Genomic DNA, 26501 nt, shown 5'->3' on the forward strand with positions numbered 1-26501 from the left:
CTCATGGCTTGGCCTTGGCGACCTGTGGCCCCGTTCCCTGCGGCGATCCGCCCCCGTTCTGCGAGACCTCCGGGGCGTCGAGGTCCGGCCCGTCATCGTCCTGGTCCGGCACCTCCACCGGCATGTGCCGCAGGCGCTGGTCTCGAGCCGAGGCAAAGGCGAGGCCCATCCGGCTCACCGTCGCATAAGGCAGGCCCGGCGCCGCGTCACAGCCGACATTGAGGGCGGTGAGGATGAAATCGGCATCCTCCCAGTCCTCCACCGCTTCGAAATTAGGGCCAAGATAGGTCAGCACCTGCACGTCCTCCGCGCAGACCGAGACCTTGTAGGGATGGGCCGGCGGCTTTTCGCGCTCCACGCCATGGCGCAGCATCAGCGCCGCCTCGCGCAGGCTGGCGGACCAGTAATCGCCCTCGAAGCGCCCCCAGGCCCCCGGCGTGCCGCCGACGATCTGGTTATAGGCGACATATTCGTAAGGGTGCAGCCGCCACAGAACCGAGGCGTTGAACAGGAACAGCCCCAGCGCCGCGAGCGCGAAGCCCGCCCCCGCAAGGCGCGCGCGCTGGTGTAGCGCCCGCCAGGCGCCTACCAGCCCGAGCGCCGCCAGCACCGTCACCGGCGGCAGCACGAACAGGAAATGCCGGATGCCGTTGTAAAGCGGGGGATCGGTCAGGACGGCAACGGCGATCGGCACCAGGATCGCCAGCGCCAGCGGCAGATAGGTGAGCATCGACGCGGCAAGCATCCGGTGCGACGAAAGGCCGGTCTCCACACGCGACGCGCGCACGCGCTTCCCCAGAGCCAGAACCACCAGCACCAGCGCCGCCACGAGGCCAAGCAGCGTCACCTCCGGTAGCTTGATGACGAGATATTCCGGCATATAGATCGACGGCAGCTGGTCGATCGGCAACAGCTGGCCATTGAACAGCGTCTTGAGGTCGAAGCTGAAATGGCTGAACGCCCCCATCGCCTTGAACAGGTTGGTCGGCGGCAGCACCGACCACGGCCAGGTCACGGCCATGAGCACGAGGGCGATAAGGCCAGCAACCATCAGCCGCGGCAGCAGAAGCAGCGGCAGGCGTACATCGCGCAGCAGCACCATTGCCGCCCCGATCGTCAGCACGAAATATAGGACCGCGAACACCCCGCCCACCCGCAGACCGAGCGCGCAGCCCACCGCGACGCCGAGCCCGAGCACGGTGCGCCAGCGCGGCACGGCCGGCATTTCGCCCGCTAAGGCGGTGATAAAATAGAGGCTCCACACCATGGCGGCGGCAAAGGGCACGTCCTTGGTGTGGGTGAACATCGCCCCGCCATACATGCCGGTAAAAGCCAGCAGCAGCACCGCCACCACCCCTGAGCCCTCGCCGCCGAGAAGCTTTGCCAGCCGCCAGGTGCCGATCAGGCCGACAAAGCCGAAGCCGGCGGAGAGCAGGTGGCGCCACTCATAGAGCGGCAGCGGGACATAAGGCTCGAGCCCGGCCGCGATTAGGTCGAACAGGCCGCCATAGAGATAGAGGTTGATGTAATGGAAGGCCCGGTCATCGGTAAATCCGCTCGCATACCAAGCCAGCAGCAGCTGGCCATAGGTATGCTGCACCGGCTCATCATTGCTGATGCCGTAGTCGCGGAAGGTCAGCACGATGAACGCCACTACCGCCGCAAAAACGGCGAGGCTGGCGAGGCGCACGAGCGGGAGGGAGTGCCAGCGCAGGGCCGAGGGCTGGGCTGCGCGAAGGCGGGAGGAGGCGAGGCTCACGGAGCAAAGCCCTCGGGGACCAGCGCCGGCGCCTGCCGCATCTCAGCCTGGAGCGAGGCAGCCGGGAGCGCGGCGGGCGGTGCGAAGCCGATCTCATCGGCAATGAGGTAGAGCGGCCGGCGCTTCACCTCGGTGAAGATGCGCCCGACATATTCGCCGATGACGCCGAGGCTGATGAGCTGCACGCCGGAAACGAACAGCATGCTGACCATGATGGTGGGGAAGCCGGGCGTCCGCACGCCGAACACCAGCGCCTCACCCAGCAGATAAAGCCCGTACAGGCCCGACAGCCCGGCCAGCATCACGCCGGCCAGCGACCATACCCTCAGCGGCACCATGGAGAAGGAGGACAGCCCGTCAATGGCGTAGCGCAGCAGGCGCAGCGTGTTGAACGAGCTCTCGCCGCCGGCGCGCTCGGCCACCTCGAAGTCGACCTCCTCCTGGCGGAAACCGACCCAGCTGGTGATGCCCTTCATGAAGCGGTTGCGCTCGGGCAGGGCATTGATGGCGTCGACAACGCGGCGGTCGAACAGGCGAAAATCGCCCGCCCCTTCCGGAATGTCGACCTCGCACAGCGCGTGGAAAAAATGGTAGAAGCCGCGCGAGAACAGCCGCCGCGCCAGCGGGTCGGTGCGGCGCGACCGGCGCACCGCCGTCACCATCTGGGCGCCGCCGCGCCAGCGCTCGATCATCTCGGGGATGACCTCCGGCGGATGCTGTAGATCGGCATCCATCAGCACCACGATATCGCCGACTGCCGCCCGTAGGCCGGCCGCCATCGCCGATTCCTTGCCGAAATTGCGGGCGAAGCGCAGCGCCTTGATGCTGGGATCACGCGCGCCGAGCGCCGCCAGCAAATCGAAGCTGTCGTCGCGGCTGCCATCGTCGACAAAGACGAACTCCCGCCGCAGGCCGGGATAGGCGTCGAGCGTCGCGCACAGGCGCGCGTGAAGCGCCGCCAGGCACCCCGCCTCATTATACACCGGCACCACGATCGAGATCAGGCCCGGCCATTTTTCAGAAGCTGTCGTCATGATTTCAAGCTGTTTTTACTTGATTGCAGCCACAGAGGCAGGCGATGTTTACGTCAGGTAAGACGCTCTTACCTATAGTAAAGACACAACCAACTTTCGTGAAGCTTGCATTGACGTATGAGCCGATTGTGCTCTTTGTTTGTCAGGCAGACATAGAGGGAAACATCCTGAAAGCCATCGTCATCTGCGCCGACGATTACGGGCTGAGCGACGGCGTCAGCGCCGCCATCGAGGACCTGATTGCGCGCGGCCGGCTCTCGGCCACCGGCGCCATGACCGGACTGCCGGGCTGGAAGCGGCGGGCCGCCGGCCTCAAGGCACTGGTAGCCCGCCATCCTGCCGATATTGGCCTGCATCTCACGCTCACCAGCCAGCGCCCCCTTACCCCCGCGCGCGGACTGGCGCGGGACGGCCGCCTGCCGGAGATCGGGCCGCTGGTCCTGCGCGCGCTCGCTGGGGCGCTGCCGCGTGACGCGCTGGCGGAAGAGTTGCGCGCCCAGCTCGACGCCTTCGAGGATGAATGGGGTGCGCCGCCGGACTTCATCGACGGCCACCAGCATGCCCATGCGCTGCCGGGAATCCGCGAGATCGTCATCGCCGAGATGACGTTGCGCTATGGCGGGCGCCTGCCGTGGCTGCGCAACTGCACAGAGCCCGCCTCATGGGCTCGCCGGCGCCGGCTCGGCCTGCGCAAGGCGCTGGTTGTCGGAACCCTCGCCGCCGGCAGCGCCCTGCGGGCCACACGGGCCGGCATCGCCTGCAATGACAGCTTTCGCGGCCTCTATGGCTTCACCTCCGAGCCGCCTTATCACGAGGTTTTTCGGGCGAGCCTTGCCGGGCCCGGCGAGCGCGTGCTGGTGCATTGCCATCCCGGTCATGTCGACGCGGAACTGCGCCGGCTCGACCCGCTGCTGGAGCCGCGCGCGAGGGAATACGCCTATCTCAGCTCCGAGGCCTGCGGCGAGGATCTGGCGGCGGCGGGGCGGCGTCCGGCACGCTTTCGCGACACGGGGAGCGTCCCCTCACTCGTGGGGAGCTGACGCAATGTGCGGCGCCTCGTCGGCCATGACGAGGCGCCCTTCCTCGGCCTTGTAGTAGAACTGGCTGGCCACCATCCAGCCCTTGAGCGGGCGCAGCGGCGGGATACACGTCAGCAGCAGCACCGGCAGGGTGGTGACGAGATGGACCCAATAGGGCACCTGGAACGCCACCTCCAGCCACAGGCCGAAGATCACCGCCGGCACGCAGACGAAGCAGATGACGAAGAAGGCCGGGCCGTCCGCCGGATCGGCGAAGGAATAGTCGAGGCCGCAGACATCGCAGCGCGGCGCCAGCTTCAGGAACCCGTCGAACAGCTTGCCCTCGCCACAGCGAGGGCAGCAGGCACGCATGCCACAAGTGAAAGGCGACAGCCGGGCATAGGGCCGGTCGGCGACCGGCACGGAAGGCAAGCGGGCGGACATGGCGGTTCTCCTGCGCGCCAACACTCATGGGCGCTCGCGCGCATCTCGCGCGCTACATTCAAGAGCTAGTCACGAAAGCATTCAATGTCAATGAAATGATGTATTGTATGCACATTGACTGCATATCGATGCTTCCCCCGAGCGTTCGGCGCAAAGCCGGTAACGGGAGCGGGTCATTAACCAATTGCGGGCATGTTTCCGGGGATAAACGCCACGGCGATTCGCCGAACACGAGTCCTGAAGTCGCATGAGTAACGTTGTTCCCTTCCCCGTCCGCGTCGCCGCCCCCGAAAGCGAGGACGCGTTCGACATCGACCTCCTCACCGCCGTCGACGTCGCCATCCGCGATCTGCGCGACATCGCCTTCCGGCTGCGCGGCGATGCGAGCGGGCAGGAGCAGGCGCATGAGTGCCTCGACATGCTGACTCGCGCGCTGGAGAGCGCCCGCGCGCAGGGCTGAGCCGTCTGAGGGCCGGCCCGATCGCTCAGCCGATCAGCTGATGCAGCAGGAACAGCCCGGCCTTGATGAAGGCCCAGATCACACCCGAGACGACGCCGAGCGAGGCGATGGCCACCGCCATGCCGGCGAGGATCCACACCCCGTCGCGCTCCAGAATGCCGAGCGCCAGAATGCAGATGGCCAGCGCCGGCAGCATGTTGCCGAGCGGAATCGGCAGCACCAGCACCACCGCCAGCACGAAGCACATCACCCCGACGATATTCTCCGCCGGTGGGTGCGCGAGCACGCCGAGGCGCGGGCGCAGCAGCCTTTCAGCCCGCGCCAGCCAGGGCGTCGCCTTGGCGACGAAGGCCGCGAAATCCTTGCGGGCGATGGAACGCCGGGCAATGATCGGCGGCAGCCAGGGCGACCAGCCGAGCGCGAGCTGGAGGGTGAGGAACACCAGCGGAGCGCCGAGCACCGAGGAGGTGCCGGGCGGGGTCGGCAGCGCGTTGGGCAGCGCGAAGATCAGCATCAGCGGCCCGAAGGCCCGCTCCTGCATCACCTTCAGCAGATCACCCACCGCGATACGCTCGCGCGTTTCATCCGCCGCAATGCCGTTCAGCACCTCGGACAGGCGTAACGCTGCGTCCGGCCCGGCGCTCTGCGGGGCATCGGCACGGTCTTCGGTCGGCGGCGGGGACAGCACGGCGGGCGAAACTCCTCCCGGGGGACCTGGAGACCGGACGCGCACCCTGCACGGCTGCGGAACGGGACAAGGGGGTCGCGCACCCAGATCAGGCCCGCGACGGGACCTTGCCTTCACATAGGGATAGAATGTGACAATAACCAGAAGCGGCGGCCAGAAGCCCGGCTGTGCCTGTCGCCGCTCAGGTCCAGCTGAACAGGAACGCGCCGACAGCCACGAGCGTGATGACCACCACGGCGATCGAGTGCTTCATCGTCCAGTTGTGCAGCGTCACGGCGTCTTCCCTCGTGAATGTCTCCCAGCTGTGGCGCCTCTCGCGGGCAACGTCAACATCATGTCAGTTGAAGATGTCCGACGAAGCCTCTAGGAAGGCGCCCCTTCCGGCGGGAGCCTGACGATGACATTTTGCGGCCTCGACTTCGGCACGTCCAACACCACGCTCGCCTTCTGGCGCAGCGGCGGCCCGGTGCTGGCGGCGCTGGAGGAGAACAAGACAACGGTGCCGAGCGCCGTGTTCTACGACCGGCAGGGCCACCTCAGCATCGGCCGCGCCGCCATGGCCCGCTATGTTGAGGGCGAGGACGGGCGACTCATGCGCTCGCTCAAGGCGGTGCTGGGCAGCGCTCTGATCGAGGAGAAGACCCAGATCGGCCGCCGCGCCATCGGCTTCCGCGACGTGATCGCCGACTATCTCAGCGCGGTGAAGGCACGGGCGGAAGCGGATGCCGGCACGAACTTGGCCAGCGTCGTTCTCGGCCGGCCCGTATTCTTCGTCGACGACGACGCGCCCGCCAATCGCAAGGCCGAGGACACGCTGCGCGCCATCGCCGGCGACATTGGCTTTCATGAGGTGTCCACCCAGTTCGAGCCCATTGCCGCCGCGCTCGACTATGAGCAGCAGGTGGCGGGCGAGGAAATCGCGCTGATTGCCGATATCGGCGGCGGCACCTCGGATTTTTCCATCGTCCGCCTCGGCGAAGGGCGAAGGGCGCGCCAGGACCGCGCCGACGACATTCTCGCCAATGACGGCGTGCGGATCGGCGGCACCGATTTCGACCGCACGCTCAGCCTCGGCACGCTGATGCCGCTGCTCGGCTATCGCAGCCCGATGAAACGCCCCGGACGCGACGTGCCGAGCGGCTATTTCCACGAGCTGGCGACCTGGTCGAGCATCAACCGGCTCTACACGGCCAAGACCGTGCGCGAGCTCCACGAGGTTCGCCGCGAGGCGGCCGAGCCGCACCGGGTCGAGAGGCTGATCCGGGTGATCGAGGAGCAGCGCGGCCATACCCTCGCCATGGAGGCGGAAGCGGCCAAGATCGCCCTTGCCGAAGCGGAAGAGGCACGGGTCGATCTCGGCTGGCTGGAGGCGGGCCTGTCCGTGGGTCTGACGCCGGCCGAACTTGTCGCCCACACCCAGGGTCTCGCTGAACGCATCGCCCGGCGGGTCGGCCTCTGCCTCGACCAGGCCGGGTTGAAGCCGGGCGACATCGACGCGCTGTTCCTCACCGGCGGATCCACTAGGCTCGCCCATGTGCGCGCCGCCATCCGAGCCACCGTGCCGCAGGCGCGGGCCATCGATGGCGACACTTTCGGCTCGGTCGGCACCGGCCTCGCCATCGAGGCCGCCCGCCGCTATGGCCGCCGCGACGCCGGGGATCTCAGCCGTGGCGCAGATGGAAGGATTTCGGCCGCGTGAGCATCTCGAAGCCGATCCGCGAGAGCGAGGCGCCGCGCCCGGTCTCCTTCACCCCGGTCCAGGCGAGGCCCGGGTCGAGATAATCGCAGCGGTTCATGAACACCGTGCCGGTCTCGATCTCGCCGCCGAGGCGTTCCGCGGCCTCAAGGTCCGTGGTCCAGACCGAGGCGGTGAGGCCGTAGACGCTGTCATTCATCAGCGTCAGCGCTTCCTCGTCGCCCTTCACCTTCATGATGCCGACCACCGGGCCGAAGCTCTCGTCCCGCATTACCGACATGGAATGGTCGACCCCGGTCAACACCTGCGGCGCGAGATAGGGCGTGCCCTCCTTGTTGGCAGGGAAGGCAGCGGGGTCGATATGGGCCGTCGCGCCCCGGTCGACCGCCTCGCGGATCTGGCCACGAATGAGGTCGGCAAACCGCTTCTGCGCCATCGGCCCCAGCGTGGTCGCCTCGTCGAGCGGATTGCCGAGCACATATTGGGACGTCAGCTCGACGAAGCCGGCGACGAAACGGTCATAGAGGCTCTCATGCACATAGATGCGCTCGATGCCGCAGCAGCACTGGCCGGAATTGTAGAAGGCGCCATCCACCAGATTGGCGACGGCGAAATCGAGATCGGCATCCGCGCGCACATAGGCCGGGTCCTTGCCGCCAAGTTCCAGCCCCAGCGGGGTGAAGGTGCCCGCCGCCGCCCGCTCGATGGCGCGCCCGCCTTCCACCGAACCGGTGAAGTTGACGAAGTCCACCGCCCCCGAGCCGATCAGCCGGGAGGTCTGGTCATGGGTCAGCACGAGATTGGCGAACAGGCCTTGCGGCAGGCAGGCGCGGTCCATCGCGCTCTGGAACCGCTCACCGACGAGAATGGTCTGCGCCGCATGCTTGAGCAGCACGGCATTGCCGGCGATCAGCGCCGGGGCGATGGTGTTCACTGCCGTGAGATAGGGGTAGTTCCACGGCGCCACCACCAGCACGAGGCCGAGCGGGTCGCGCCTGATGTAGCGGGTGAAGCCGGGGCGCACATCGTGCGGGATGACCGGGGCCAGCGCCTCCTCCGCCATGTCCGCGACATAGCGCACCCGCTCCTCGAAGCCGCCGAACTCGCCGCCATAGCGCACCGGACGGCCCATCTGCTGGGCGAGTTCAGGCACGATCTCCTGGTTCATCGCCAGCATGGCGTCGAGGAAGCGCAGCACATGAGCAGCACGCTCGGCGATCGGCACGCGGCGCCAGTCGCGCTGCGCGGCACGCGCACCGGCCACCGCCCGCGCCACCTCGGCGTCCGAGGCCGCCGGCCGGCGCGCCAGTTCCGAACCATCAATCGGAGAAATACAGACAATATCGCTCATGCCACACCTGCACCCACCTCGCGGAGGGCGCTCCGCGATGACTGGAAGATATAAGATGCGCGCCACCCGTACAGCCCTCGGCGCACCTGCGGGTTTCGCCGTTCCGGATTGCAAACAAAAAGAAACACCCCCAAGTTCCTGTAATTCGAAACGATCGGCCTTATCATACCCCCGCCGACGCCCGGAATGCGTCAGGGTAACCATGCCAAGCCTTCCCGCCCCCCCTCGTCACCCTCGCCGGGATCCTGCGATGAAGCCGAACAAGTCGAGCGTGTCGCCGCTGGGGCCGCGAATCGTCGCCCGCCCCTCGCGGGGGGAACATGAGGACATGTTCGACCTCGCGCCGATCTCGCTGTGGCTGGAGGATTTCAGCGCCGTCCGAGAGCTGTTCGACCGCTGGCGGGCCGAGGGCGTGACCTCGCTGCGCGACCATTTGCGCGGCCACCCCGAGCGCGTGGCCGAGTGCTCGGCGCGCATCAAGGTGCTGCAGGTCAACCAGCGCACGCTCACCCTGTTCGAGGCCAGCAGCCTGTCCCACCTCGTCGCCAATCTCGACAAGGTCTTTCGCGACGATATGCTCGTCACCCATATCGAAGAATTGTCGCAGCTCTGGGACGGACATACGAGTTTTTCCAGCCAGGCCGTCAACTACACGCTGACCGGCGAGCGCCTCGATATCCAGCTCAAGGGCATCGTCCTGCCGGGTTACGAGGAGAGCCTGGGCCGCGTCCTGCTCTCCGCAGAGGATGTGACAGCCCGCGAGACCGCCCGCCGCCAGGCTGCCAATGCGGAGCGCTACGCCAAGGGGCTGTTCCAGCACTCGCCAGTGTCGCTGTGGGTGGAGGACTTCTCAACCATTAAACAGCTGATGGACGATCTGCGCTTTCGCGGCATTGAGGATTTTCGGGTGTTCACCGATGTGCACCCGGAATTTGTGCAGCGTTGCGTCAGCGAGATCCGGGTCATCGAGGTCAATCACCACACGCTGGAGATGTTTGGCGCCGGCAGCGTCGCCGAACTCACCGACAATGTGGCGGAGGTTTTCCGAGACGACATGCAGCGCCATTTCCGTGAGCAGCTCATCGAGCTGTGGAACGGCCGGCTCTTTCACACCCGCGAAGTGGTGAACTACACGCTGGGCGGCGAACTGCTGCATGTGCATCTGCAGTTCTCGGTCCTGCCCGGCCATGAGGATGACTGGTCGCTGGTGCAGGTGGCGCTCACCGACATCACCGCCCGCAAGAAGGCCGAAGCCTATCTGGAATATCTTGGCAAGCACGACGTGCTGACCAAGCTGTGCAACCGCACCTTCTATGTCGACGAACTGAACCGGCTGGAACGGCGCGGGCCGTTCCCGGTCACAGTGATCATGATCCACCTCAACGACCTGAAGAAGGTGAACGACCAACTCGGCCAGGCTGCCGGCGACATGCTGCTGCGCCGGGCCGGCGAGATCATCGCCAAGGCGGTGGACCCGCAGCACTGCGCCGCCCGCATCGCCGGCAACGAATTCGCCGTGCTGCTGCCGGCAACCGATGCGGAAGCGGGCCATGCCGTGATGGAGAACATCCGCGAGCTGGCGGCGCTCAACAACCAGTTCTATTCCGCCAGCACGCTGAGCCTGTCACTCGGCCTCGCCACCAGCGCGCCGGGCGACCGGCTGGAATCGGTGGTCCGCCGGGCGGAGGCGGAAATGGTCGAGGACCGGCGCCTGGCCGATTCCGGCCTTTGAACCTGGCCCCGTGATCGCCGACCTGCGCCGACCTCAGGCGCCGGCTCGTACGGTCAGGTCTTCCAGCTCGGCCAGGTGAACGAAGCACAGCTTGTTGCCCTCGGGGTCGCGGCCATAGGCGCCATAATAGTCGGGGGCATAGTCCGGCCGCAGGCCCGGCGCGCCTTCGTCGAAGCCACCATGCTCGATCAGCGCCCGCCAGGCCGCATCCACCGCCGCCGGCGAGGGCGCGGCGAAGCTCACCTGCGTGCCGTTGCCCCACGTTGCCGGCAGGCCGTTGAAGGGCAGCTGCACGAAGAATTGCGGCCAGCGCCGTCCCGGCATCAGCCACATGGAGCCGGGCGGCCCACCATCGGAGGGCTCATCGACCCTTTCGAGTCCGAGCGGCGCCAGCACCGCGTCATAGAACACGGTCAGCCGGGCGAGATCGCGCGCGCCGAGGATGATGTGGCTAAACATCGGGGGTCTCCTTGATCCTGCTCATGGCCCGGCCGCGCCGGCGACGCATGTTTCCCCAGCCGAGGCGCCACGCGCAAGCCGGGGGTGAGATTGGCCGGCAAAGCCGCGACAAAGGGTCGACACCGGCCCGAATGCGCAGTAAACGGGGCCCCGAGAATTACATCCGCTTCCGGTTTGTTTGGAAGTTTTCACTTGTATGGATTGTAAATGAGCAATCTCCACACCGAGCGCGTCCTGTCGGTGCACCACTGGACCGACAACCTGTTCACCTTCACCACTACGCGCGACCCGGCGCTGCGGTTCAAGAACGGCCAGTTCGTCATGATCGGCCTTCAGGTGGACGGCAAGCCGCTGCTGCGCGCCTATTCCATCGCCAGCGCCAATTACGAGGAGACGCTGGAGTTCTTCTCGATCAAGGTGGCAAACGGCCCGCTGACCTCGCGCCTGCAGCACCTCAAGGTCGGCGACGAGGTGATCGTCGGGCGCAAGCCCACCGGCACGCTGCTGGTGGATTATCTCGTTCCCGGCCGGCGGCTCTACCTGCTGTCTACCGGCACGGGGCTGGCGCCCTTCATGAGCCTCATCAAGGATCCGGAGACCTACGAGGCCTATGAGAAGGTCATCCTCGTGCACGGCGTGCGGACGGTGGGCGAGCTCGCCTATCAGGACTTCATCGAGAACGAGCTGCCGGACAATGAGTTCTTCGGCGAACTGGTGCGCGAGAAGCTGGTCTATTACCCCACGGTGACGCGCGAGCCCTATCGCAACCAGGGCCGCATCACCGATCTCATCACCTCGGGCAAGCTGTTCGCCGATCTCGGCCTGCCCCCGCTCGACAAGGAGGATGACCGCGTCATGCTCTGCGGCAGCCCGCAGCTGCTCGACGACATGCGCGTCATTCTCAAGGAGAAGGGCTTCGAAGAAGGCTCGACCACGGAGCCGGGCGACTTCGTGATCGAAAAAGCATTCGTCGAAAAGTGAGGCCGCGCGGCCGCCGCAGAGGCGGCCGCGGCTCTCAGCGCACCCGCCGGTCGGAGTCCCAGCGATCCTTGTCGGCGCGCGCCGCCTCTTCCGGGGACAGGACGCGATACTCGGCCTCGATGATCTCGGGGCCACCGCTGCGGCCGGTGCGCTGGCGCCCGCCGAACAGGCGGTAGGCCAGGCCGGCAATCACGATGATGGGGAAGACCACAAGGAAGACGCTGGCCGCTACCAGCGCCAGCGCGGTGCCGAGCGCCAGCGCGACGGCAACGACGAGCGCCACCTGCCACCAGCTCACTTTCCGGACAGTGAAACGCATGCGATCGAACGGGTCGGTCGAGCTCATCCTCTAGGTCTTTCCTCCTGACGCGGTCGCCCCGCGAAAAGGCGATATGGGGAGCCGGCACGCGGCATTCCAGCGCCGCGCGTGCAATTTCAATGACACGGCGCCCGGAGCCCGTTCCAATGGGAGGGCTTGGGCTTGTCCAGCCGGAACGGGGATCCTGATGCTACGCGACGCGGTGGAAGACGACATCACCGGCATTCTCGCCATTTACAACCATGCCGTGCTGCACACAACAGCAATCTGGAACGACACCCCGGCCGACCTCGCCAATCGCCTCGCCTGGCTGCGCGACCGTCGCGGGCGCGGCTATCCGGTGATTGTCGCCGCGGAGGCGGGCAAGGTGTTGGGCTATGCCAGCTTCGGCGATTTCAGGCCCTTTGAGGGGTTCCGCATCAGCGTCGAACACTCGGTCTATGTGGCCGAGGCCGCGCGCGGGCGCGGGCTGGGGCGGGCGCTAGTGGAGGCGCTGTTTGCCCCGGCGCGGGCGCTGGGCAAGCAGGTGATGATCGGCGGCGTCACTGGCGGCAACGAGGCCTCGCTCGCTTTGCACGCCCGCCTCGGCTTCCGGGAGACCGGCCACATGCCCGGCATCGGCACCAAGTTCGGCAGGCGTCTCGACCTCGTTTTCATGCAAAAGGAGCTGCAATAATTCGTTGAACAACCCTTGCTTGTATGGTGTCCTGTGACCATCATCAGGCAGAGGACACGCCATGGGCTGGGGTTATGACTTACTGCTGCCGCTGATCATTGCCTTCGGCATTCCGGCCATTCTGATCTTCATCCGCAACAGCGTGCGGCAGAAGCGGGCCGGCATTGCCAAGGAGATCAAGGAGGGGTTCGGCTTCGCCGATGACGCCACGCCCTCCTTCGAATTCGTCGAGGCGAAATATGCCGCCGATCCGAAGGACCGTGCCTGGCCGCGCCTGTTGATCGGCTCCATTCCCTTCTGCCTCGTGGCGATGCTCGGGCTGGAGATCATCTTCGCCCAGGCCGGCCCGGAGGGGGCGAAGCTTGGCAGGTGGATCGCCGCCAGCGCCCTGCTCGGCACCGATGGCGCCAAGGCGGGGGAGGTCACGGCGCTGCTCGGCTTCGTCTTCGCCGGTGGCATCCTGTTCTCGCTCGGCTACCTCATGCGCGCGGTGACGAATTTCGAACTCGGGCCGCTCAGCTTCCTGCGGGCCACCACGCACATGCTGATGGCCGTGGTCACCGTCGTCGTGCTGTGGCGAGCAGCGCCGGTGGGGCCGGACTGGATTCCATCCGGCACACTGTGGTTCCTCGCCGCCTTCCTGTTCGGCTTCTTTCCCGATCTCGGCCTGCGCTACGCGATCAGCCGCGCGACATGGCTGCCGCTCAAGAGTGAGCGCACTGAGCTGCTCGAACGCGCGCGCGGCACGCCCCTGGAAGTGATCGACGGCATCGATGCCTGGACGCGATTCCGGCTCGACGAGATGATGATCATGGACGTGCAGAACCTCGCCACGGCCAATCCGATCATGCTCTATGTCGAGACGCCCTTCGGCCTCTACGAATGCATCGACTGGATCGCCCAGGCACAGTTGTGCACCATTGTCGGCCCCACCGCCTTCCTGGCGCTGCGCCGGCACAACATCCGCACCATCTTCGATCTGGAGCGCGCCACGGTGCGCGAAGGGGCGACCGCCAATCTGCGGGCGATGATCGCCGATGTCCTCGAACAAAGCGCCCGAGACGAGGCGGCGGCGGCGAAGAAGCCGGCGCCGAGGACGGCGAGCGACGCGCCCGAGCCGACCCCGGCGGCCAAGCCCCCGGTCGCGCTCGACGACGAGGACCGCCGCCACCTGTTCGAGACCATGCTGGACGATCTGCACGTCCACCGGCTGCGGCAGATATGGGAGCTGGTGGCGGCGAAACTGGGCACGCCCTATCGCCGCCTGTCGCCCTTGCCCGGCCCGAGCGCTGCCACTCCGAGCGCTGCCGGCACCGGAGCCGTTCCCGACCCCGGTGCCGGGTAGAAGGAACCCGCGGCAGTCGCCGCTCAGTAGCGGTAGTGGTCCGACTTGAAGGGGCCTTCCACCGTCACGCCGATATAGTCGGCCTGGTCGGGGCGCAGCTTGGTGAGGTTCACGCCGATTTTGGCGAGGTGCAGCATGGCGACCTTCTCGTCCAGCGACTTCGGCAGCACGTACACTTCCTTCTTGTACTTGCCGTCCTTGTTGTTGGCGTAAAGCTCGATCTGCGCCAGCGTCTGGTTAGTGAACGAGGCCGACATCACGAAGGACGGGTGGCCCATGGCGTTGCCAAGGTTCACCAGACGGCCTTCCGACAGCAGGATCATGCGCTTGCCGTCGGGGAAAGTGATCTCATCGACCTGCGGCTTGATGTTGTCCCACTTCAGGTTCTTCAGCGACGCGATCTGAATCTCGTTGTCGAAGTGGCCGATGTTGCAGACGATCGCCCGGTCCTTCATCGCGCGCATATGCTCGATGGTGATGATGTCCTTGTTGCCGGTGGCGGTGACGAAGATATCGGCAATCGGCGCCGCCTCTTCCATGGTCACGACCTGGTAGCCTTCCATCGCCGCCTGCAGCGCGCAGATCGGGTCGACTTCGGAAACCATCACCCGGCAGCCGGCCTGGCGCAGCGAGGCGGCCGAGCCCTTGCCGACATCGCCGAAGCCGGCGACCATGGCGACCTTGCCCGACATCATGACGTCGGTGCCGCGGCGGATGCCGTCGACCAGCGATTCACGGCAGCCATAGAGGTTGTCGAACTTCGACTTGGTGACGCTGTCATTGACGTTGATGGCGGGCCACAGCAGCGTGCCGGCCTTCTGCATGTCGTACAGGCGGTGCACGCCCGTGGTGGTTTCTTCCGAGACGCCCTTAATGCTGTCGGCGATCGCCTTGAAGTAGCCCTTGGGCTTCTCCTTGAGCTGCTTCTTCAGCAGCGCGAAGAACACTTCCTCTTCTTCCGAGCCGGGAGCGTCGAGGAAGGCGGTGTCGCCGTTCTCGGCGCGCAGGCCGAGATGGACATACATGGTGGCGTCGCCGCCATCATCGAGGATCATGTTGGGATAGCCGCCACCATGCCAGTCGAACAGCTTGGCGGTGTAGTCCCAATATTCGGTCAGCGTCTCGCCCTTGATGGCGAACACCGGCACGCCGGCGGCGGCGATGGCGGCGGCGGCGTGGTCCTGCGTCGAGTAGATGTTGCACGACACCCAGCGCACATCGGCGCCGAGCGCGACCAGCGTCTCGATCAGCACGCCGGTCTGGATGGTCATGTGCAGCGAGCCGGCGATGCGCGCGCCCTTGAGCGGCTGCGACGGGCCGTATTCCTCGCGGGTGGCCATCAGGCCCGGCATTTCGGTCTCGGCGATCGAGAGCTCCTTGCGGCCGAACGGGGCGAGGTTGATGTCCTTGACGATGTAGTCGGTGACGGCGGCCATGAGGGTGTCCTGTGCTGATCGTTTGGCTGGGTGATAGCAGCCCCGATCTGAAAATACAATAACGATATAAAGATATCTTTATGTGACGGTCTGGAGCGCCGCTTTCGGCGCGACGGCCGGCTTGCGCGGGGGTGCGCGCGGGAGGCCTCGGACGGTACGCCCGGAGCCTTTCGCGAGCCTGCCGGAGCCACACGCGGCGTCGCCCATGCCGGCACGTTCGGCGACGGCGTTACCGGCGCGCCACCAAGCGAGCCCGACGATCAACTCAACAGTGCGGGTGAATTACTGACCAGGGCGATGCCTATTCGCCTTCGCCGAAGCGGTCGGACACCAGAGCTTCCAGCGCGTCGATCGCGGCCTGCGCCTGCGGGCCGCTGGCCTCGACGAGAATGGTGGTGCCGGGCGCGGCGGCGAGCATCATCAGCCCCATGATGGAGCTGCCACCGACCGTCTCGCCGGCGCGGGTCACGCGCACATCGGCGTCGAAGCGTTCCACCGTCTGCACGAATTTGGCCGAGGCCCGGGCATGCAGTCCGCGCTTGTTGATAATGGCCAGCTCGCGTCGGAGGGCATCGGTCGTGGCGCTCATTTTCCGGCCAGGACGCGGCTGGCGATGTTGATGTATTTGCGCCCGGCCTCCTGGGCCTGGGCCACAGCCTCGCCCATCGGCACCTCACCGCGCACGGTGGCGAGCTTGACCAACATCGGCAGGTTGATACCGGCGACCACCTCGATATCCGGCGAGGTCATCACCGAGATGGCGAGATTGGACGGCGTGCCGCCGAACATGTCGGTAAGGATCACCACGCCGCCGCCGGTGTTCACCGCCGCGACCGCATCGACGATGTCCTGCCGGCGCCGTTCGATGTCGTCGTCCGGGCCAATGGTGATCGTCTCGATATGGGATTGCGGTCCCATGACATGTTCGAGGGCGGCGCGGAATTCGCTGGCAAGGCGTCCGTGCGTTACGAGTACGAGACCTATCATCTTGCTCCGCCGCACGTCGGTCGACGCGACTGCAATGCTACTGCCGGAGGCCTTGATATGGGATCGCCCGCCGCCCCCTTTGCGGGGCGCACATCATCGTTGCGCTGCACATGAATGGCAAGTACCGCTGGGGAAAATCCGCGCGAGGTCGCAGGCGGCCCGCTGCCGCACCGCGAGAACCTAGTCCGGCGCGGGCTCGGTGAGGAGCAGCGCCAGCACTTGCTGCACTCCATCCCCGCCCGCGAACACAGGCAGGCGCTCGATTTCCAGCCTCTCGATCACCACACGCCGGGCCGAGGCCTCCGGCAGTCGGGCGGCGTCAGCGGCGCCGAGATCGACCACCAGATCGATCGCGGCCTCAGCCACAAAGGGCAGGCGCCGCAGGCCGAGCCCGCGCACTTCGATCAGTCCGGCGAGATTGTGCGGCGCGGCAGCGAACAGCCGCGCCCCCCGCCGCGACAGAAGCACCCGGTCATCGGCCACTAGCTCGGCCGGCGGCGCCAGCCCGCCGCGCCCGGCCAGGATGAGAGCGAAGGCCAGATGCGACTTGCCCGCCCCCGACGCGCCGCGGATCAGCACCCCCCGGCCGCCGATGCGGACGCAGGAGGCATGCACCGAGGGGGGAAGCGGGGCTGCCGCGCTGTCCTTCGCCTGCGCCATGAGCTCGCCGCCTCAGCTCGCCGGCAGCCGTACGATGAAACGGGCGCCGCCGGGCGCCGCCACCGGGGCTGAGGGCTCACCATCCAGGCTCGCCACGGCGGCGGCCGTCACGGCAGCAGCCGCCATCTCGTCAGCGGACGCGACAGCAGCGGCGCTCTTGGCTTTGGCGCGCGAGGCCCTCGGCTTCTTCCCCGCCGGCACCGCCGGGCGGATGTCCGGCGTGCGGGCTTCGGCCGGGCGATTCTCGGCCCAGATACGCCCGCCATGTGCTTCGACGATCTGACGCGAGATCGACAGGCCGAGGCCGGAGTTCTGGCCGAAGCCCTGCTCCTCAGGCCGGTCGGTGTAGAAGCGCTCGAAGATGCGGCTCACCGCGTGCGGCGGAATGCCCGGCCCGTCATCGTCGACGATGATCTCCACCGTGTCGCGGTGGCGCCGGCAGGTGACGCGGACCTCCCCGCCCTTGGCCGAGAAGGAGCGGGCATTGTCGATGAGATTGTTGATCACCTGGCCGAGCCGGGAATCATGGCCGGGGATGACATAGGTGGCGCCCGCCCCCGATCCCGGCGGCGGCTCGAAGGAGAGGCTCACCCGCACCCCGTCGCCGCGCAGCACGTCATTGTGCACGCCGGTGACGGTGTTGAGCAGGCGGACCAGATCCACCGGCTCCGATTCCTGCCGCTGCAGTTCGGCATCTAGCCGCGACGCATCGGAAATGTCGGTAATCAGGCGATCGAGCCGCTTCACATCGTGCTGGATCACCTCCAGCAGCCTGCCGCGCGAGACGTCGGACTTCGCCAGCGGCAGGGTCTCCACGGCGGAACGCAGGGAGGTGAGCGGGTTCTTCAACTCGTGCGAGACGTCGGCGGCAAAGCTCTCGATCGCCTCGATACGCGAATACAGCGCGTCGGTCATGTCGCGCAGCGCGCCGGAGAGATGGCCGATCTCGTCGGAGCGGCTGGTGAAATCGGGAATCTCGACCCGGGAACGGGTGCGCCGACGCACCCTTTCGGCAGCGTCGGCCAGTTTGCGCACCGGGCCGGCAATGGTGCTGGCGAGCAGCAGCGACAGCACCACCATAACCGCTATCGCGACCAGGAACACCCGCACGATCACCAGCCGCTCGGCCGCCACCGCCTCATCGATCTCACCCCCCTGGGTGGAGAGCAGCAGCACGCCGAGAATGGCGCGGAAACGCTGCACCGGCACGGCGACCGAGACGATGACCTGCCCGCGCTCATTGACCTGAACGGCGCTGGCCTTCTGCCCCTGCAGCGCCTCCATCACCGCCGGGTAGCCCTTGCCATTGTTGGGGCCCAGCTCCTTGTAGAGCGGCAGGTCGCCGCGCTCGAACCAGAACTTCATGCTGTTCCAGCCGCGCTCCATCCAGTTCGGCTTGGGCGTGGTCGGCGCGGCCATGTCGAAGCGCAGGATTTCGCCACGCGCATAGAGCGAGCGCGAATCGAGTAGCAGCGCACCGTCGCGGTCATAGATGCGGGCTCGGGTGCCGGTGGGCTCGACGAGGCGCTTGAGCACCGGGGCGACGCGCTCGGGATTGATCGGGAATTCGAGCGGGGCGAAGCCGTCCTCGCCGGGGCCGTAGCTCTCGCCCGCCCTCAGCTCCAGCAGCCGCTCGGGGTCGATGGTGATGGCGTTGGTCTCGACCTGCGCCGAGGCGGCGATCGCGCCGGCGATGATCTCGCCCTGCACGATCAGGCTCTGCACCCGCGCATCGATCAGCCCGGCGCGGAATTCGGAGAGGTAGAGAATGCCCGACACCAGCACGCACATGCCGGCAAGGTTGAGCAGCACGATCCGGCGGGTAAGGCTGGAAAAGCTCTTGAAGGCGACGAAGTTGCGCGCCCGGCGCAAGGCGCCGAGAAGCCCCGCCCGCTCAGGCGAGCGGAACGGCCTGTCAGTCGGGTCCCCGTCCTCGACGACCGCATGGCCGGCGCCGTTCCGGGTCAGTTCCGGATCGAGCAAGGACCCCCTACTCCTTGAAGCGGTAGCCGACGCCGTACAGCGTCTCGATCATCTCGAAATTGTCGTCCGTCACCTTGAACTTCTTGCGCAGCCGCTTGATGTGGCTGTCGATGGTGCGGTCGTCGACATAGACCTGGTCGTCATAGGCGGCATCCATCAGCGCGTTTCGGCTCTTCACCACGCCCGGCCGGGTCGCCAGCGCCTGGAGGATGAGGAACTCGGTCACGGTAAGGGTGACGTTCTCGCCCTTCCACGTGCAGGTGTGGCGCTCGGGGTCCATGCGCAGCAGGCCGCGCTCCAGCACCTTGGCGCTGTCGGTCTCGCGCGGAAGGCTGCCATCCTTGGGAGCGAAGCGGCGCAACACCGCCTTCACACGCTCCACCAGCAGGCGCTGGGAGAACGGCTTCTTGATGAAGTCGTCGGCGCCCATCTTGAGGCCAAACAACTCGTCGATCTCGTCATCCTTGGAGGTGAGGAAGATGACCGGCATGTCGCTCTTCTGCCGCAGCCGGCGCAGCAACTCCATGCCGTCCATGCGCGGCATCTTGATGTCGAAGATGGCAAGGTCGGGCGGGTTGGTCTTGAAGCCGTCCAGGGCGGTGGCGCCGTCGGTGTACGTCTGGATGCGATAGCCCTCCGACTCCAGGGCGATGGAAACGGAGGTAAGAATGTTGCGATCGTCGTCGACGAGAGCGATGGTCGGCATCTGCGCACTTTCCTGTTCGGCGGCGGTACACGAAGGGGTGAACCCCGCCGGCGTGGCCACAATGTGACACGCAAACTGATTCAGCGGAAATTAGCGCGTTTCGCGCCCGCCCGCCAATTGTGGCGAAGCGCTTGACGGCGGGAGCCGCGACGCACACCTCTTGGGCATATAGGGCGGAGCGTTTCCATATGTCACAGATCTCATCCGCGTCAGACACGTTCGACCCGGCGCGGGCCGTCAAGCGCCTCATCCGCGAGAGCCAGACCGCAGCCCTCGCCACCCTCGATGCCGATGGCGGCCCCTATGCCTCGCTGGTGCAACTCGCCACCCTGCCCGATGGCGCGCCGCTGCTTCTGCTCTCCCAGCTTGCCCGCCACACCGCAAACCTCCAGCGCGACGCCCGCGTTTCGCTGCTGGTCGACGAGCACCGGCTGGGCGACGAATTGCAGGGTGCCCGCGCGGGGCTGAAGGGCCGCATCCAGGCCATCAGCGATCCCGACATGCTGGCCACGGCGCGCCGACGCTTTCTCGCCCGGCACCCGGATGCGGCCGGTTTCGCCGGCTTCAGCGATTTCGCCTTCTATCGGGTGGAGGTGGAGAGCGCCCATCTGGTCGCCGGCTTCGGGCGAATCAAGGATGTGGACGGCGCCGCCCTGTCCACCCGCATCGACGATGCCGCCGGGGTGCTGGCGGCCGAGGAGGGCGCGGTGGCGCACATGAATGCCGAGCATACCGACGCCATCCAGCTCTATGCTCTTCACCTCATCGGCACCGGCCCCGGCCACTGGAAACTGGTTGGCCTCGACCCCGAGGGCTGCGACCTGATGGACGGGGCGCAGGTGCGCCGGCTCGATTTCAGCCACCGTGTCACCAATGCGCAGGAGATGCGCGCCGCACTGGTCGAGCGCGCAAATACCGCCCGGGCGGCAGCGGTGTGAGAATTAACCTACCGACGACAATCCCCGCTTTGGCCACAGAATCGTCTCGGAAACTCGCGCAAAACGCCCCTTTGGCCTCCCATCGTCCCACCTCCTGTCATGCGTAGGAGGAGCCGACCGTGAAGCAAACCGGCACGCAGAGCGACCATTCCCGCCTTGAGGGCCTCGACCATGCCGGCACCGGCCGGGTGTTTTGGAACCTCGGGATGGCGTCCCTGTGCGAGCGCGCCGTGGCGCGCGGCGAAGTGCGACTTTCCGAGGCCGGCGCGCTGGTCGTCACCACCGTCCAGAGCGGCCAGGAAATCAGCCTCGTGCGGGTCGACGACACGGCGAGGGCGAGCGGCGAGCCGCTGCCGGAGACCGTCTCGGGATATGCCTCCGTCCTCACCCGCGCGCAGTTCGAGGCCCTGAAGACCGACCTGCTCGCTTATGTCGGCCGCCGCACCCTTTTCGGGCAGGATCTGTGCGTCGAGGCCGGGGCCGGCCAACGCCTTCCGCTGCGAGTCCTGTCCGATCAGGCCTGGCACGCGCTCCTCAGCCGCCACCTCATGCGCCCCTGCGAGGCAACGGACATGGGCGAGACCGTGCCGCGCCTCACGGTCCTGTGCGCGCCGGGCTTTCGCCCCACCCCCGAGACCCATGGCGTAGCAGCGGATGGCGCCATTGCGCTGGACCTCGCCAACGGGCTGGCGCTCATCGCCGGCACGGCGCGCAGCGAGGCGATCCGCGCGGCGCTCGCCCGCCTGATCGACGGCCCGCTCACTGACGCGGGCGTGCTGCCGCTCGACGGTGTCGCCGCCATTGGCACGGCCGGCAGGGTGGCCCTTTTCCTCGGCACCGCCGGCGCCGGCAAGAGCACGCTCGCCGGCGCCCTTGCAAGGGGACAGGGGGAGGATGGCGCACCCGCGCGCCTCGTGGATGGCGCGCTCGGCTGGGGTGAGGACGGGCTCGTCGCGCTGGAGAACGCCGCCTATGCCCGGCCCGCCGACCTCGCCCGCCTGGCGCACGAGGCACCGGGCTTTGGCGCCGTGCTGGAGAATATCGCCCTCGATCCCGCCAGCCGCACGCCCGACCTGGCCGAGGCGGCAAACACGGACGTGTCCCGGGTCATTCTTGCCCAGCCTTCCACCGATGGCGCGCGCGAGCCCAAGCTGGGCCCGCCGGCGCAACTGTTCGTGCTGGTGCAGGACGCCAGCGGCGCGCTCCCCGCCATTGCCCGGCTGAACCCGGCGCAGGCGCTCGCCCATTGCCTTGCCTGCATGGACGCCACCCCGGCGCTGGCGGAGCTTTATGGCCCCCGCCTGCACGATCTCCTGGCAGGTCACGCGCCTGGCTGCTGGCTGGTCAATACCGGCTGGATCGGCGGGGCCGCCGGCGTGGGAAGGCGGGTGTCGCTGGAGGCCAGCCGCCGCCTCGTGGATGCGGCGCAGGCGGGCGAGCTGGCTACGGGTGACTGGCGCACTGATCCGCATTTCGGTTTCGAGGTGCCGACCGCGCTGGAAGGCATCGACCCCCGCCTGCTCGATCCGGCGCGGGCTTTCGCCAACCGGAGCGCCCATGACGCGGCCGCCCGCGCGCTGGCGGGGGAGTTCGCCGCCCGCCTCGCCCGCTTGGAGACGGCGTTGGGCGAGGAAGCGCGCGACACGCAGCCGGGGATGGCTGTCGCCGCGGAATAGCGTCGCCGCCCGCGCGTCCCTCCTACAGGAAGTACAGCCAGGTCAGCAGCGCGAAGCAGGGCAGCAGGAACAGGCCGGACCACGCCATGTAGCCGAAGAAGCTTGGCATGGCGACGCCGCGGCTCTTGGCGATGGCCAGCACCATGAAATTGGGCGCGTTGCCGATATAGGTCAGCGCGCCCATGAAAACCGCGCCGGCCGAAACCGCCTCCAGCGTCACCGCATGGCGCGTCATCAGCTCCTGCGCGTCGCCTCCGGCGAGGTTGAAGAAGACGAGATAGGTCGGTGCGTTGTCGAGAAAGCCGGAGAGCAGACCTGTCATCCAGAAATAGCCGGCATTCACCGGCCCGCCAGCCTCATCCGTCACCAGCGCCACCAGCGGCGCGAGCGCTCCGTCGGGCCCGGCCCGCAGGATGGCGATGACGGGGATGATGGTAAGGAAGATCGCCGCGAACAGCTTGGCGACCTCGCGGATCGGCTCCCAGTCGAAGCCGTTGCGCTCACGGATGAAAGCGGGGGTGATCCAGATCGAAATGCCGGCCAGCGCCAGCAGGCTGAGGTCGCGGGTGATTGAGGGCAGCGGCAGATGGGTGCCGAGAATGTTGAACTCAATGCCCGGCTTCCACAGCGCGCTCATCAGGATGGCGGCAATGACGCCGCCCAGCAGCGGCAGGTTGCACAGGCCGCGCAGGCCGAGGCGCTCCGTGTCGGGGGTCGGGTCCGGCTTGCGCGGCAGCTTTTCCTCGCGCGCATAGAAGTGGCGGTCGAGCAGGTAGAAGGCGCCCAGCAGCAGCGCTGCCACCAGCGCCGTGTCGTGGAACAAATGCTTGGTGGTCCAGAAGAAATCGACGCCCTTGAGGAAGCCGAGGAACAGCGGCGGGTCGCCCAGCGGGGTGAGCGAGCCACCGATATTCGACACCAGGAAGATAAAGAACACCACCGTGTGCACGTTGAAGCGCCGCTCGTCATTGGCGCGCAGCAGCGGGCGGATCAGCACCATAGAGGCGCCAGTGGTGCCGATCAGGCTTGCCAGCACCGTACCTATGGCGAGCAGCGCCGTGTTCACCCCCGGGCTGCCATGCAGATTACCGGTGAGCAGGATGCCGCCCGAAATGGTGAACAGCGCGAAGAGCAGGATGATGAAGGGGATGTATTCCAGCAGGGCCGCATGGGCCACCTCATGGGTGGCGAGCCCGCCGCCATAGGTGGCGATGAACGGCACCAGGAAGGCCAGCGCCCAGAACAGCGCCACCTTGCCATAATGGTGGTGCCAGAAATGCCCGGCGAGCAGCGGAATGACAGCGATCGACAGCAGCATGCCGACAAAGGGCAGGCCCCAGGCGAGCGGCAGCTGCGCCCCGTCTATGCCCACGCCCTCAGCGGCCTGGGCCGGCAGGGCCGCCCCGACCAGCAGCGCGGCGAGCAGCCCAAGGCCGCGAAAGGCACAGCCCCGGACCAAAACGCGCGGCAGAGAAAAGCGGGGCAGAGCAAGGCGCAGGACGGCACGCGCGGCGGCTTTCGTGGTCGTCATCAGTCTCCCCCGGATCGGCGCTCCCCGCGCTGGAATCCGGTTAGCAACCAGCCGTCGGAGTGTCGAGCGAAACCGCAGCTCGGCGGCCTGATATTACCGATGCGCGGAAGCGAAAGGTGCGCCCTTTGCGACCCGCGCCCCGGTGCGCTAGACGAGGCAGCATGGTGGCCACCCGGCCGACCTTGAGGATGCCATGCCCCGTGCCGTTGCCGGCCCCGAGATCGAACGCCTGATCCAGCTGCTTGCCCGCGTGCCCGGCCTCGGACCCCGTTCGGCCCGGCGGGCCACGCTGCACCTGATCAAGAAGCGCGAGCAGCTGATGAGCCCGCTCGCCAGCGCCTTAGAAGACGTGCTGGGCAAGATCTGCACCTGCCGCGTCTGCGGCAATATCGACGTGCGCGATCCCTGCTCGATCTGCTGCGACGACACCCGCGATCCAACCCTGCTGGTCGTCGTCGCCGATGTGGCGGATCTGTGGGCGCTGGAGCGGGCCGGCGCGCTGAACGCGCGCTACCACGTGCTCGGCGGCACACTGTCGCCGCTCGACGGCATTGGCCCGGACGAACTCAACCTGCCGGCGCTGGTCGAGCGGGTGCAGGGCGGCACGGTGACGGAAGTCCTGCTCGCGCTCGGCGCCACGGTGGACGGGCAGACCACGGCCCACTACATCACCGAGCTTCTGCGCGAAGCGAACGTCAAGGTCACGCGCCTCGCCCATGGTGTGCCGGTAGGCGGCGAACTGGATTATCTCGACGAAGGCACGCTCTCGGCGGCGATCCGGGCGCGCACGAGTACCTGAGCGCCGCCGGACCGACGGGGATGACTAAGGCCTTGCCGCCAATTCGCGGAAATGGCCGCGCGCCTGCAAATAGGCCAGCAGCGCCAGCCCCGGCAGGGCGGCGACGGAGGTGATGGCAAAGAACACGATCCAGCCTGTCTCCACCGCAATGAAGCCGGCCGAGGAGGCGAGGAAGGTCCGCCCCACGGCGGCCAGCGCGGTCAGCAGCGCGTATTGGGTGGCGGTGTGGGCGCGGTTGCCGCACAGTGCCGAGATATAGGCAACGAAGATCACGGTGCCGATGGCGCCGGCGAAGTTCTCGATCACGATGGTCGTCATCAGCGCCGGCACGTTCACGCCCATCCAGGCCTGCCAGGAAAAGGCGAGGTTGGAGAGCATCTGCAGGATGCCCCCCACCCAGAGCGCGGTGGAGAGCGGCAGGGCGCGGGCGATCACCCCTCCGGCGAAGCCGCCGGCCAGCGCCGCCGCGAAGCCCACTCCCTTGACCACCCCGGCATAGGTCGCCTTGTCAAAGCCGATGCCGATGACGAAGGCCCCGGTCAGCGTGCCAGCAAAGGCATCGCAGAACTTGAACAGCACCACGAAAAGCAGGATGGCGACGGCGCTGTTGCGGGTGAGGAACTCGGAAAACGCGCCGACCGCCGTCTGCATCACCCGCTTGGCCACCTTGGTCTCACGCGGCGGCGCGTCGGCCGGCACCGGCGGCTCCTTGGCCATCAGAGCGGCAAACAGGCCCACGCCGACCATGGCGGCGGCAGCGAGATAGCCCCACGCCCACACCTCGGCGCGCGGCATGCCCAGCAGCTCGAACCACGCCACCAGCAGCACCACGCCGGCGCCGGAAGCCAGCATGCCGACCCGATAGGCTGCGACATAGCCCGCCATGCCGGCAGCCTGCTCGCGCACTTCCAAGCTTTCGACGCGGAAGGCATCGACCACGATATCCTGCGTCGCAGAAGCCGTGGCCACCAGCAGGGCGCCGAACGCCACGTGCCAGGGCGACAGCACCGGGTCCTGGAAGCCGAGCCAGGCGACGGCGAGCACAAGCAGAAGCTGGGTGAACACCAGCCAGCCGCGCCGCCGCCCGAGCCAGCGCCCCAGCAGCGGCACGTCGAGCGCATCGACCAGCGGCGCCCAGATGAACTTGAAATTATAGGGCACGCCGACCAGCGCGAAGAGGCCGATCGTGGTGAGGTTCACCTGCGCCTCCGCCATCCAGATGGTCAGCGTGGCGCCCGAGAGGGCCAGCGGCAGGCCGGAGGAAAAGCCCAGCAGCACGACGATGAGCACGCGCCGGCGCAGATAGACCGCGAGGCTGGCGAGAAGGCCGTCCTCGTCGCGGGAGGAGGGGGAGCGGGCGGTATCGGTCATGGTCAGCGGTCTCGGCGGCGGGCTCCCGGGGGGCGATTCGGGGGCGCGATTCAGGGGCGTCCCGCCTATCTCTAAAGCGCTTTCGCTCGTGTTTGAATCGCCAACACCCTCACGCCCCTCCCGCGGGAGCCCGGGCCTTTCTGTCCAGCCAGCCGAGCACCCGCTCGGAGGGGACCACGCGGGGTCCACCTGCGGCGATGGGGCGGGTGCGGGCGGCCTGCGGTCTTGCCGCCCCACCGCCTCTCCATCCCGCCCGTCCCGTCGCGGCGATCTCAGCCCTTCAGTTAGCGTTGTGGGTGCGGCTGTTGGCGGCTTCGGTGGCGAGGGCGGGCCAGCGCTGCTGCGAGGCGAGGTGGAGGACGATGAGGTCGAGCCAGCCCTTGGCGTGGAACTCGGCCAGCACCGGGCCGGGCAGCGCCCGGAAGGCGACCTCGTCGACCAGCTGGAAGCC

26 protein-coding genes are annotated in these 26501 nt (G+C 67.3%); 10 read left to right on the forward strand and 16 right to left on the reverse strand.

Annotated features, from left to right (window positions below; translation table 11 throughout):
- Position 1 precedes the first annotated feature (1 nt).
- Together J2S76_RS20120 and J2S76_RS20125 are read right to left on the reverse strand one after the other, a co-directional pair.
- The gene (locus J2S76_RS20120) at positions 2-1759 is read right to left on the reverse strand and encodes a glycosyltransferase family 39 protein (RefSeq protein WP_307063409.1); all 1758 of its coding nucleotides are present in this window, start codon (positions 1757-1759) and stop codon (positions 2-4) included.
- Positions 1756-2793 carry a glycosyltransferase family 2 protein gene (locus J2S76_RS20125; protein WP_307063411.1) on the reverse strand — a complete coding sequence of 346 codons (1038 nt, stop codon included), beginning with the start codon at positions 2791-2793 and terminating at the stop codon, positions 1756-1758. Before J2S76_RS20125 ends, J2S76_RS20120 begins: the two co-directional genes overlap by 4 nt.
- 128 nt (positions 2794-2921) lie before the next feature.
- On the opposite strand from J2S76_RS20125, the gene J2S76_RS20130 reads away from it, so the two are divergent.
- Positions 2922-3833: a ChbG/HpnK family deacetylase gene (locus J2S76_RS20130; protein WP_307063413.1), complete on the forward strand. Its 912-nt coding sequence runs from the start codon at positions 2922-2924 to the stop codon at positions 3831-3833.
- On the opposite strand, the gene J2S76_RS20135 is transcribed toward J2S76_RS20130, so the two are convergent.
- Positions 3816-4256, reverse strand: coding sequence for a DUF983 domain-containing protein (locus tag J2S76_RS20135; protein ID WP_307063415.1), 441 nt, complete (start codon positions 4254-4256; stop codon positions 3816-3818). The two genes, J2S76_RS20130 and J2S76_RS20135, sit on opposite strands and share 18 nt — an antisense overlap.
- A gap of 247 nt (positions 4257-4503) precedes the next feature.
- Here J2S76_RS20135 and J2S76_RS20140 point away from each other — a divergent pair, with 247 nt between their 5' ends.
- The gene (locus J2S76_RS20140) at positions 4504-4716 is read left to right on the forward strand and encodes a hypothetical protein (protein WP_307063417.1); all 213 of its coding nucleotides are present in this window, start codon (positions 4504-4506) and stop codon (positions 4714-4716) included.
- 25 nt (positions 4717-4741) lie between these two features.
- On the opposite strand, the gene J2S76_RS20145 is transcribed toward J2S76_RS20140, so the two are convergent.
- Entirely contained in the window at positions 4742-5404 is a 663-nt protein-coding gene (locus J2S76_RS20145) for an exopolysaccharide biosynthesis protein (protein ID WP_307063418.1), read from the reverse strand.
- A 397-nt stretch (positions 5405-5801) separates the two neighbouring features.
- On the opposite strand from J2S76_RS20145, the gene J2S76_RS20150 reads away from it, so the two are divergent.
- Positions 5802-7103, forward strand: coding sequence for an Hsp70 family protein (locus J2S76_RS20150; protein WP_307063419.1), 1302 nt, complete (start codon positions 5802-5804; stop codon positions 7101-7103).
- Here J2S76_RS20150 and J2S76_RS20155 read toward each other — a convergent pair.
- Positions 7066-8451, reverse strand: a complete 1386-nt coding sequence (locus J2S76_RS20155; protein ID WP_307063421.1) for an aldehyde dehydrogenase family protein — start codon at positions 8449-8451, stop codon at positions 7066-7068. The genes J2S76_RS20150 and J2S76_RS20155 overlap by 38 nt on opposite strands.
- 250 nt (positions 8452-8701) lie before the next feature.
- Between J2S76_RS20155 and J2S76_RS20160 the strand changes: the two genes are divergently transcribed.
- A complete protein-coding gene (locus tag J2S76_RS20160) occupies positions 8702-10183 on the forward strand; it encodes a sensor domain-containing diguanylate cyclase (protein WP_307063423.1) in 1482 nt (493 codons plus the stop codon).
- 33 nt (positions 10184-10216) lie between these two features.
- Here the strand turns inward: J2S76_RS20160 and J2S76_RS20165 are convergent, their stop codons facing one another.
- A complete protein-coding gene (locus tag J2S76_RS20165) occupies positions 10217-10642 on the reverse strand; it encodes a VOC family protein (RefSeq protein ID WP_307063424.1) in 426 nt (141 codons plus the stop codon).
- Positions 10643-10849: 207 nt separating this feature from the next.
- Between J2S76_RS20165 and J2S76_RS20170 the strand changes: the two genes are divergently transcribed.
- Positions 10850-11623, forward strand: a complete 774-nt coding sequence (locus J2S76_RS20170; protein ID WP_307063426.1) for a ferredoxin--NADP reductase — start codon at positions 10850-10852, stop codon at positions 11621-11623.
- 34 nt (positions 11624-11657) lie between these two features.
- Here J2S76_RS20170 and J2S76_RS20175 read toward each other — a convergent pair whose 3' ends face one another.
- Positions 11658-11969: a hypothetical protein gene (locus J2S76_RS20175; protein ID WP_307063428.1), complete on the reverse strand. Its 312-nt coding sequence runs from the start codon at positions 11967-11969 to the stop codon at positions 11658-11660.
- Between the two features lie 160 nt (positions 11970-12129).
- On the opposite strand from J2S76_RS20175, the gene J2S76_RS20180 reads away from it, so the two are divergent.
- Positions 12130-12618, forward strand: coding sequence for a GNAT family N-acetyltransferase (locus J2S76_RS20180; protein ID WP_307063430.1), 489 nt, complete (start codon positions 12130-12132; stop codon positions 12616-12618).
- Between the two features lie 61 nt (positions 12619-12679).
- A complete protein-coding gene (locus J2S76_RS20185) occupies positions 12680-13963 on the forward strand; it encodes a hypothetical protein (RefSeq protein ID WP_307063432.1) in 1284 nt (427 codons plus the stop codon).
- 23 nt (positions 13964-13986) lie between these two features.
- On the opposite strand, the gene ahcY is transcribed toward J2S76_RS20185, so the two are convergent.
- The 6 genes from ahcY to J2S76_RS20215 all read right to left on the reverse strand — a co-directional run bounded on the left by ahcY (position 13987) and on the right by J2S76_RS20215 (position 19735).
- Entirely contained in the window at positions 13987-15399 is a 1413-nt protein-coding gene (ahcY, locus tag J2S76_RS20190) for an adenosylhomocysteinase (RefSeq protein ID WP_307063434.1), read from the reverse strand.
- A 301-nt stretch (positions 15400-15700) separates the two neighbouring features.
- On the reverse strand, positions 15701-15988 hold the full coding sequence (locus J2S76_RS20195) for an HPr family phosphocarrier protein (RefSeq protein ID WP_307063436.1): 288 nt from the start codon (positions 15986-15988) through the stop codon (positions 15701-15703).
- Positions 15985-16386 (reverse strand): PTS sugar transporter subunit IIA, encoded by a 402-nt coding sequence (locus tag J2S76_RS20200; RefSeq protein WP_307063438.1) that lies wholly within the window; start codon positions 16384-16386, stop codon positions 15985-15987. The genes J2S76_RS20195 and J2S76_RS20200 overlap by 4 nt, the downstream gene beginning before the upstream one ends.
- A 180-nt stretch (positions 16387-16566) precedes the next feature.
- The gene (locus J2S76_RS20205; RefSeq protein WP_307063440.1) at positions 16567-17046 is read right to left on the reverse strand and encodes an HPr kinase/phosphorylase; all 480 of its coding nucleotides are present in this window, start codon (positions 17044-17046) and stop codon (positions 16567-16569) included.
- 12 nt (positions 17047-17058) lie between these two features.
- Complete coding sequence (locus tag J2S76_RS20210) at positions 17059-19029, reverse strand: sensor histidine kinase (protein WP_370874801.1); 1971 nt, start codon at positions 19027-19029, stop codon at positions 17059-17061.
- 7 nt (positions 19030-19036) lie between these two features.
- Positions 19037-19735, reverse strand: coding sequence for a response regulator transcription factor (locus tag J2S76_RS20215; RefSeq protein ID WP_018388964.1), 699 nt, complete (start codon positions 19733-19735; stop codon positions 19037-19039).
- Positions 19736-19923: 188 nt separating this feature from the next.
- On the opposite strand from J2S76_RS20215, the gene J2S76_RS20220 reads away from it, so the two are divergent.
- On the forward strand, positions 19924-20673 hold the full coding sequence (locus J2S76_RS20220) for a HugZ family pyridoxamine 5'-phosphate oxidase (RefSeq protein WP_307063442.1): 750 nt from the start codon (positions 19924-19926) through the stop codon (positions 20671-20673).
- Between the two features lie 119 nt (positions 20674-20792).
- The gene (locus J2S76_RS20225) at positions 20793-22349 is read left to right on the forward strand and encodes a phosphoenolpyruvate carboxykinase (ATP) (protein ID WP_307063444.1); all 1557 of its coding nucleotides are present in this window, start codon (positions 20793-20795) and stop codon (positions 22347-22349) included.
- 22 nt (positions 22350-22371) lie between these two features.
- Here J2S76_RS20225 and J2S76_RS20230 read toward each other — a convergent pair whose 3' ends face one another.
- Positions 22372-23880 (reverse strand): sodium:proton antiporter, encoded by a 1509-nt coding sequence (locus tag J2S76_RS20230; protein WP_307063446.1) that lies wholly within the window; start codon positions 23878-23880, stop codon positions 22372-22374.
- 193 nt (positions 23881-24073) lie between these two features.
- On the opposite strand from J2S76_RS20230, the gene recR reads away from it, so the two are divergent.
- Positions 24074-24679: a recombination mediator RecR gene (gene recR, locus J2S76_RS20235; RefSeq protein WP_307063448.1), complete on the forward strand. Its 606-nt coding sequence runs from the start codon at positions 24074-24076 to the stop codon at positions 24677-24679.
- A gap of 24 nt (positions 24680-24703) precedes the next feature.
- Here the strand turns inward: recR and J2S76_RS20240 are convergent, their stop codons facing one another.
- Both J2S76_RS20240 and J2S76_RS20245 read right to left on the reverse strand, forming a co-directional pair.
- The gene (locus J2S76_RS20240; RefSeq protein WP_307063449.1) at positions 24704-26050 is read right to left on the reverse strand and encodes an AmpG family muropeptide MFS transporter; all 1347 of its coding nucleotides are present in this window, start codon (positions 26048-26050) and stop codon (positions 24704-24706) included.
- A 280-nt stretch (positions 26051-26330) separates the two neighbouring features.
- Complete coding sequence (locus J2S76_RS20245) at positions 26331-26492, reverse strand: SapC family protein (RefSeq protein ID WP_307063471.1); 162 nt, start codon at positions 26490-26492, stop codon at positions 26331-26333.
- Positions 26493-26501 lie beyond the last annotated feature (9 nt).

This window comes from Ancylobacter vacuolatus, from assembly GCF_030813595.1.
Taxonomy (GTDB): domain Bacteria; phylum Pseudomonadota; class Alphaproteobacteria; order Rhizobiales; family Xanthobacteraceae; genus Ancylobacter; species Ancylobacter vacuolatus.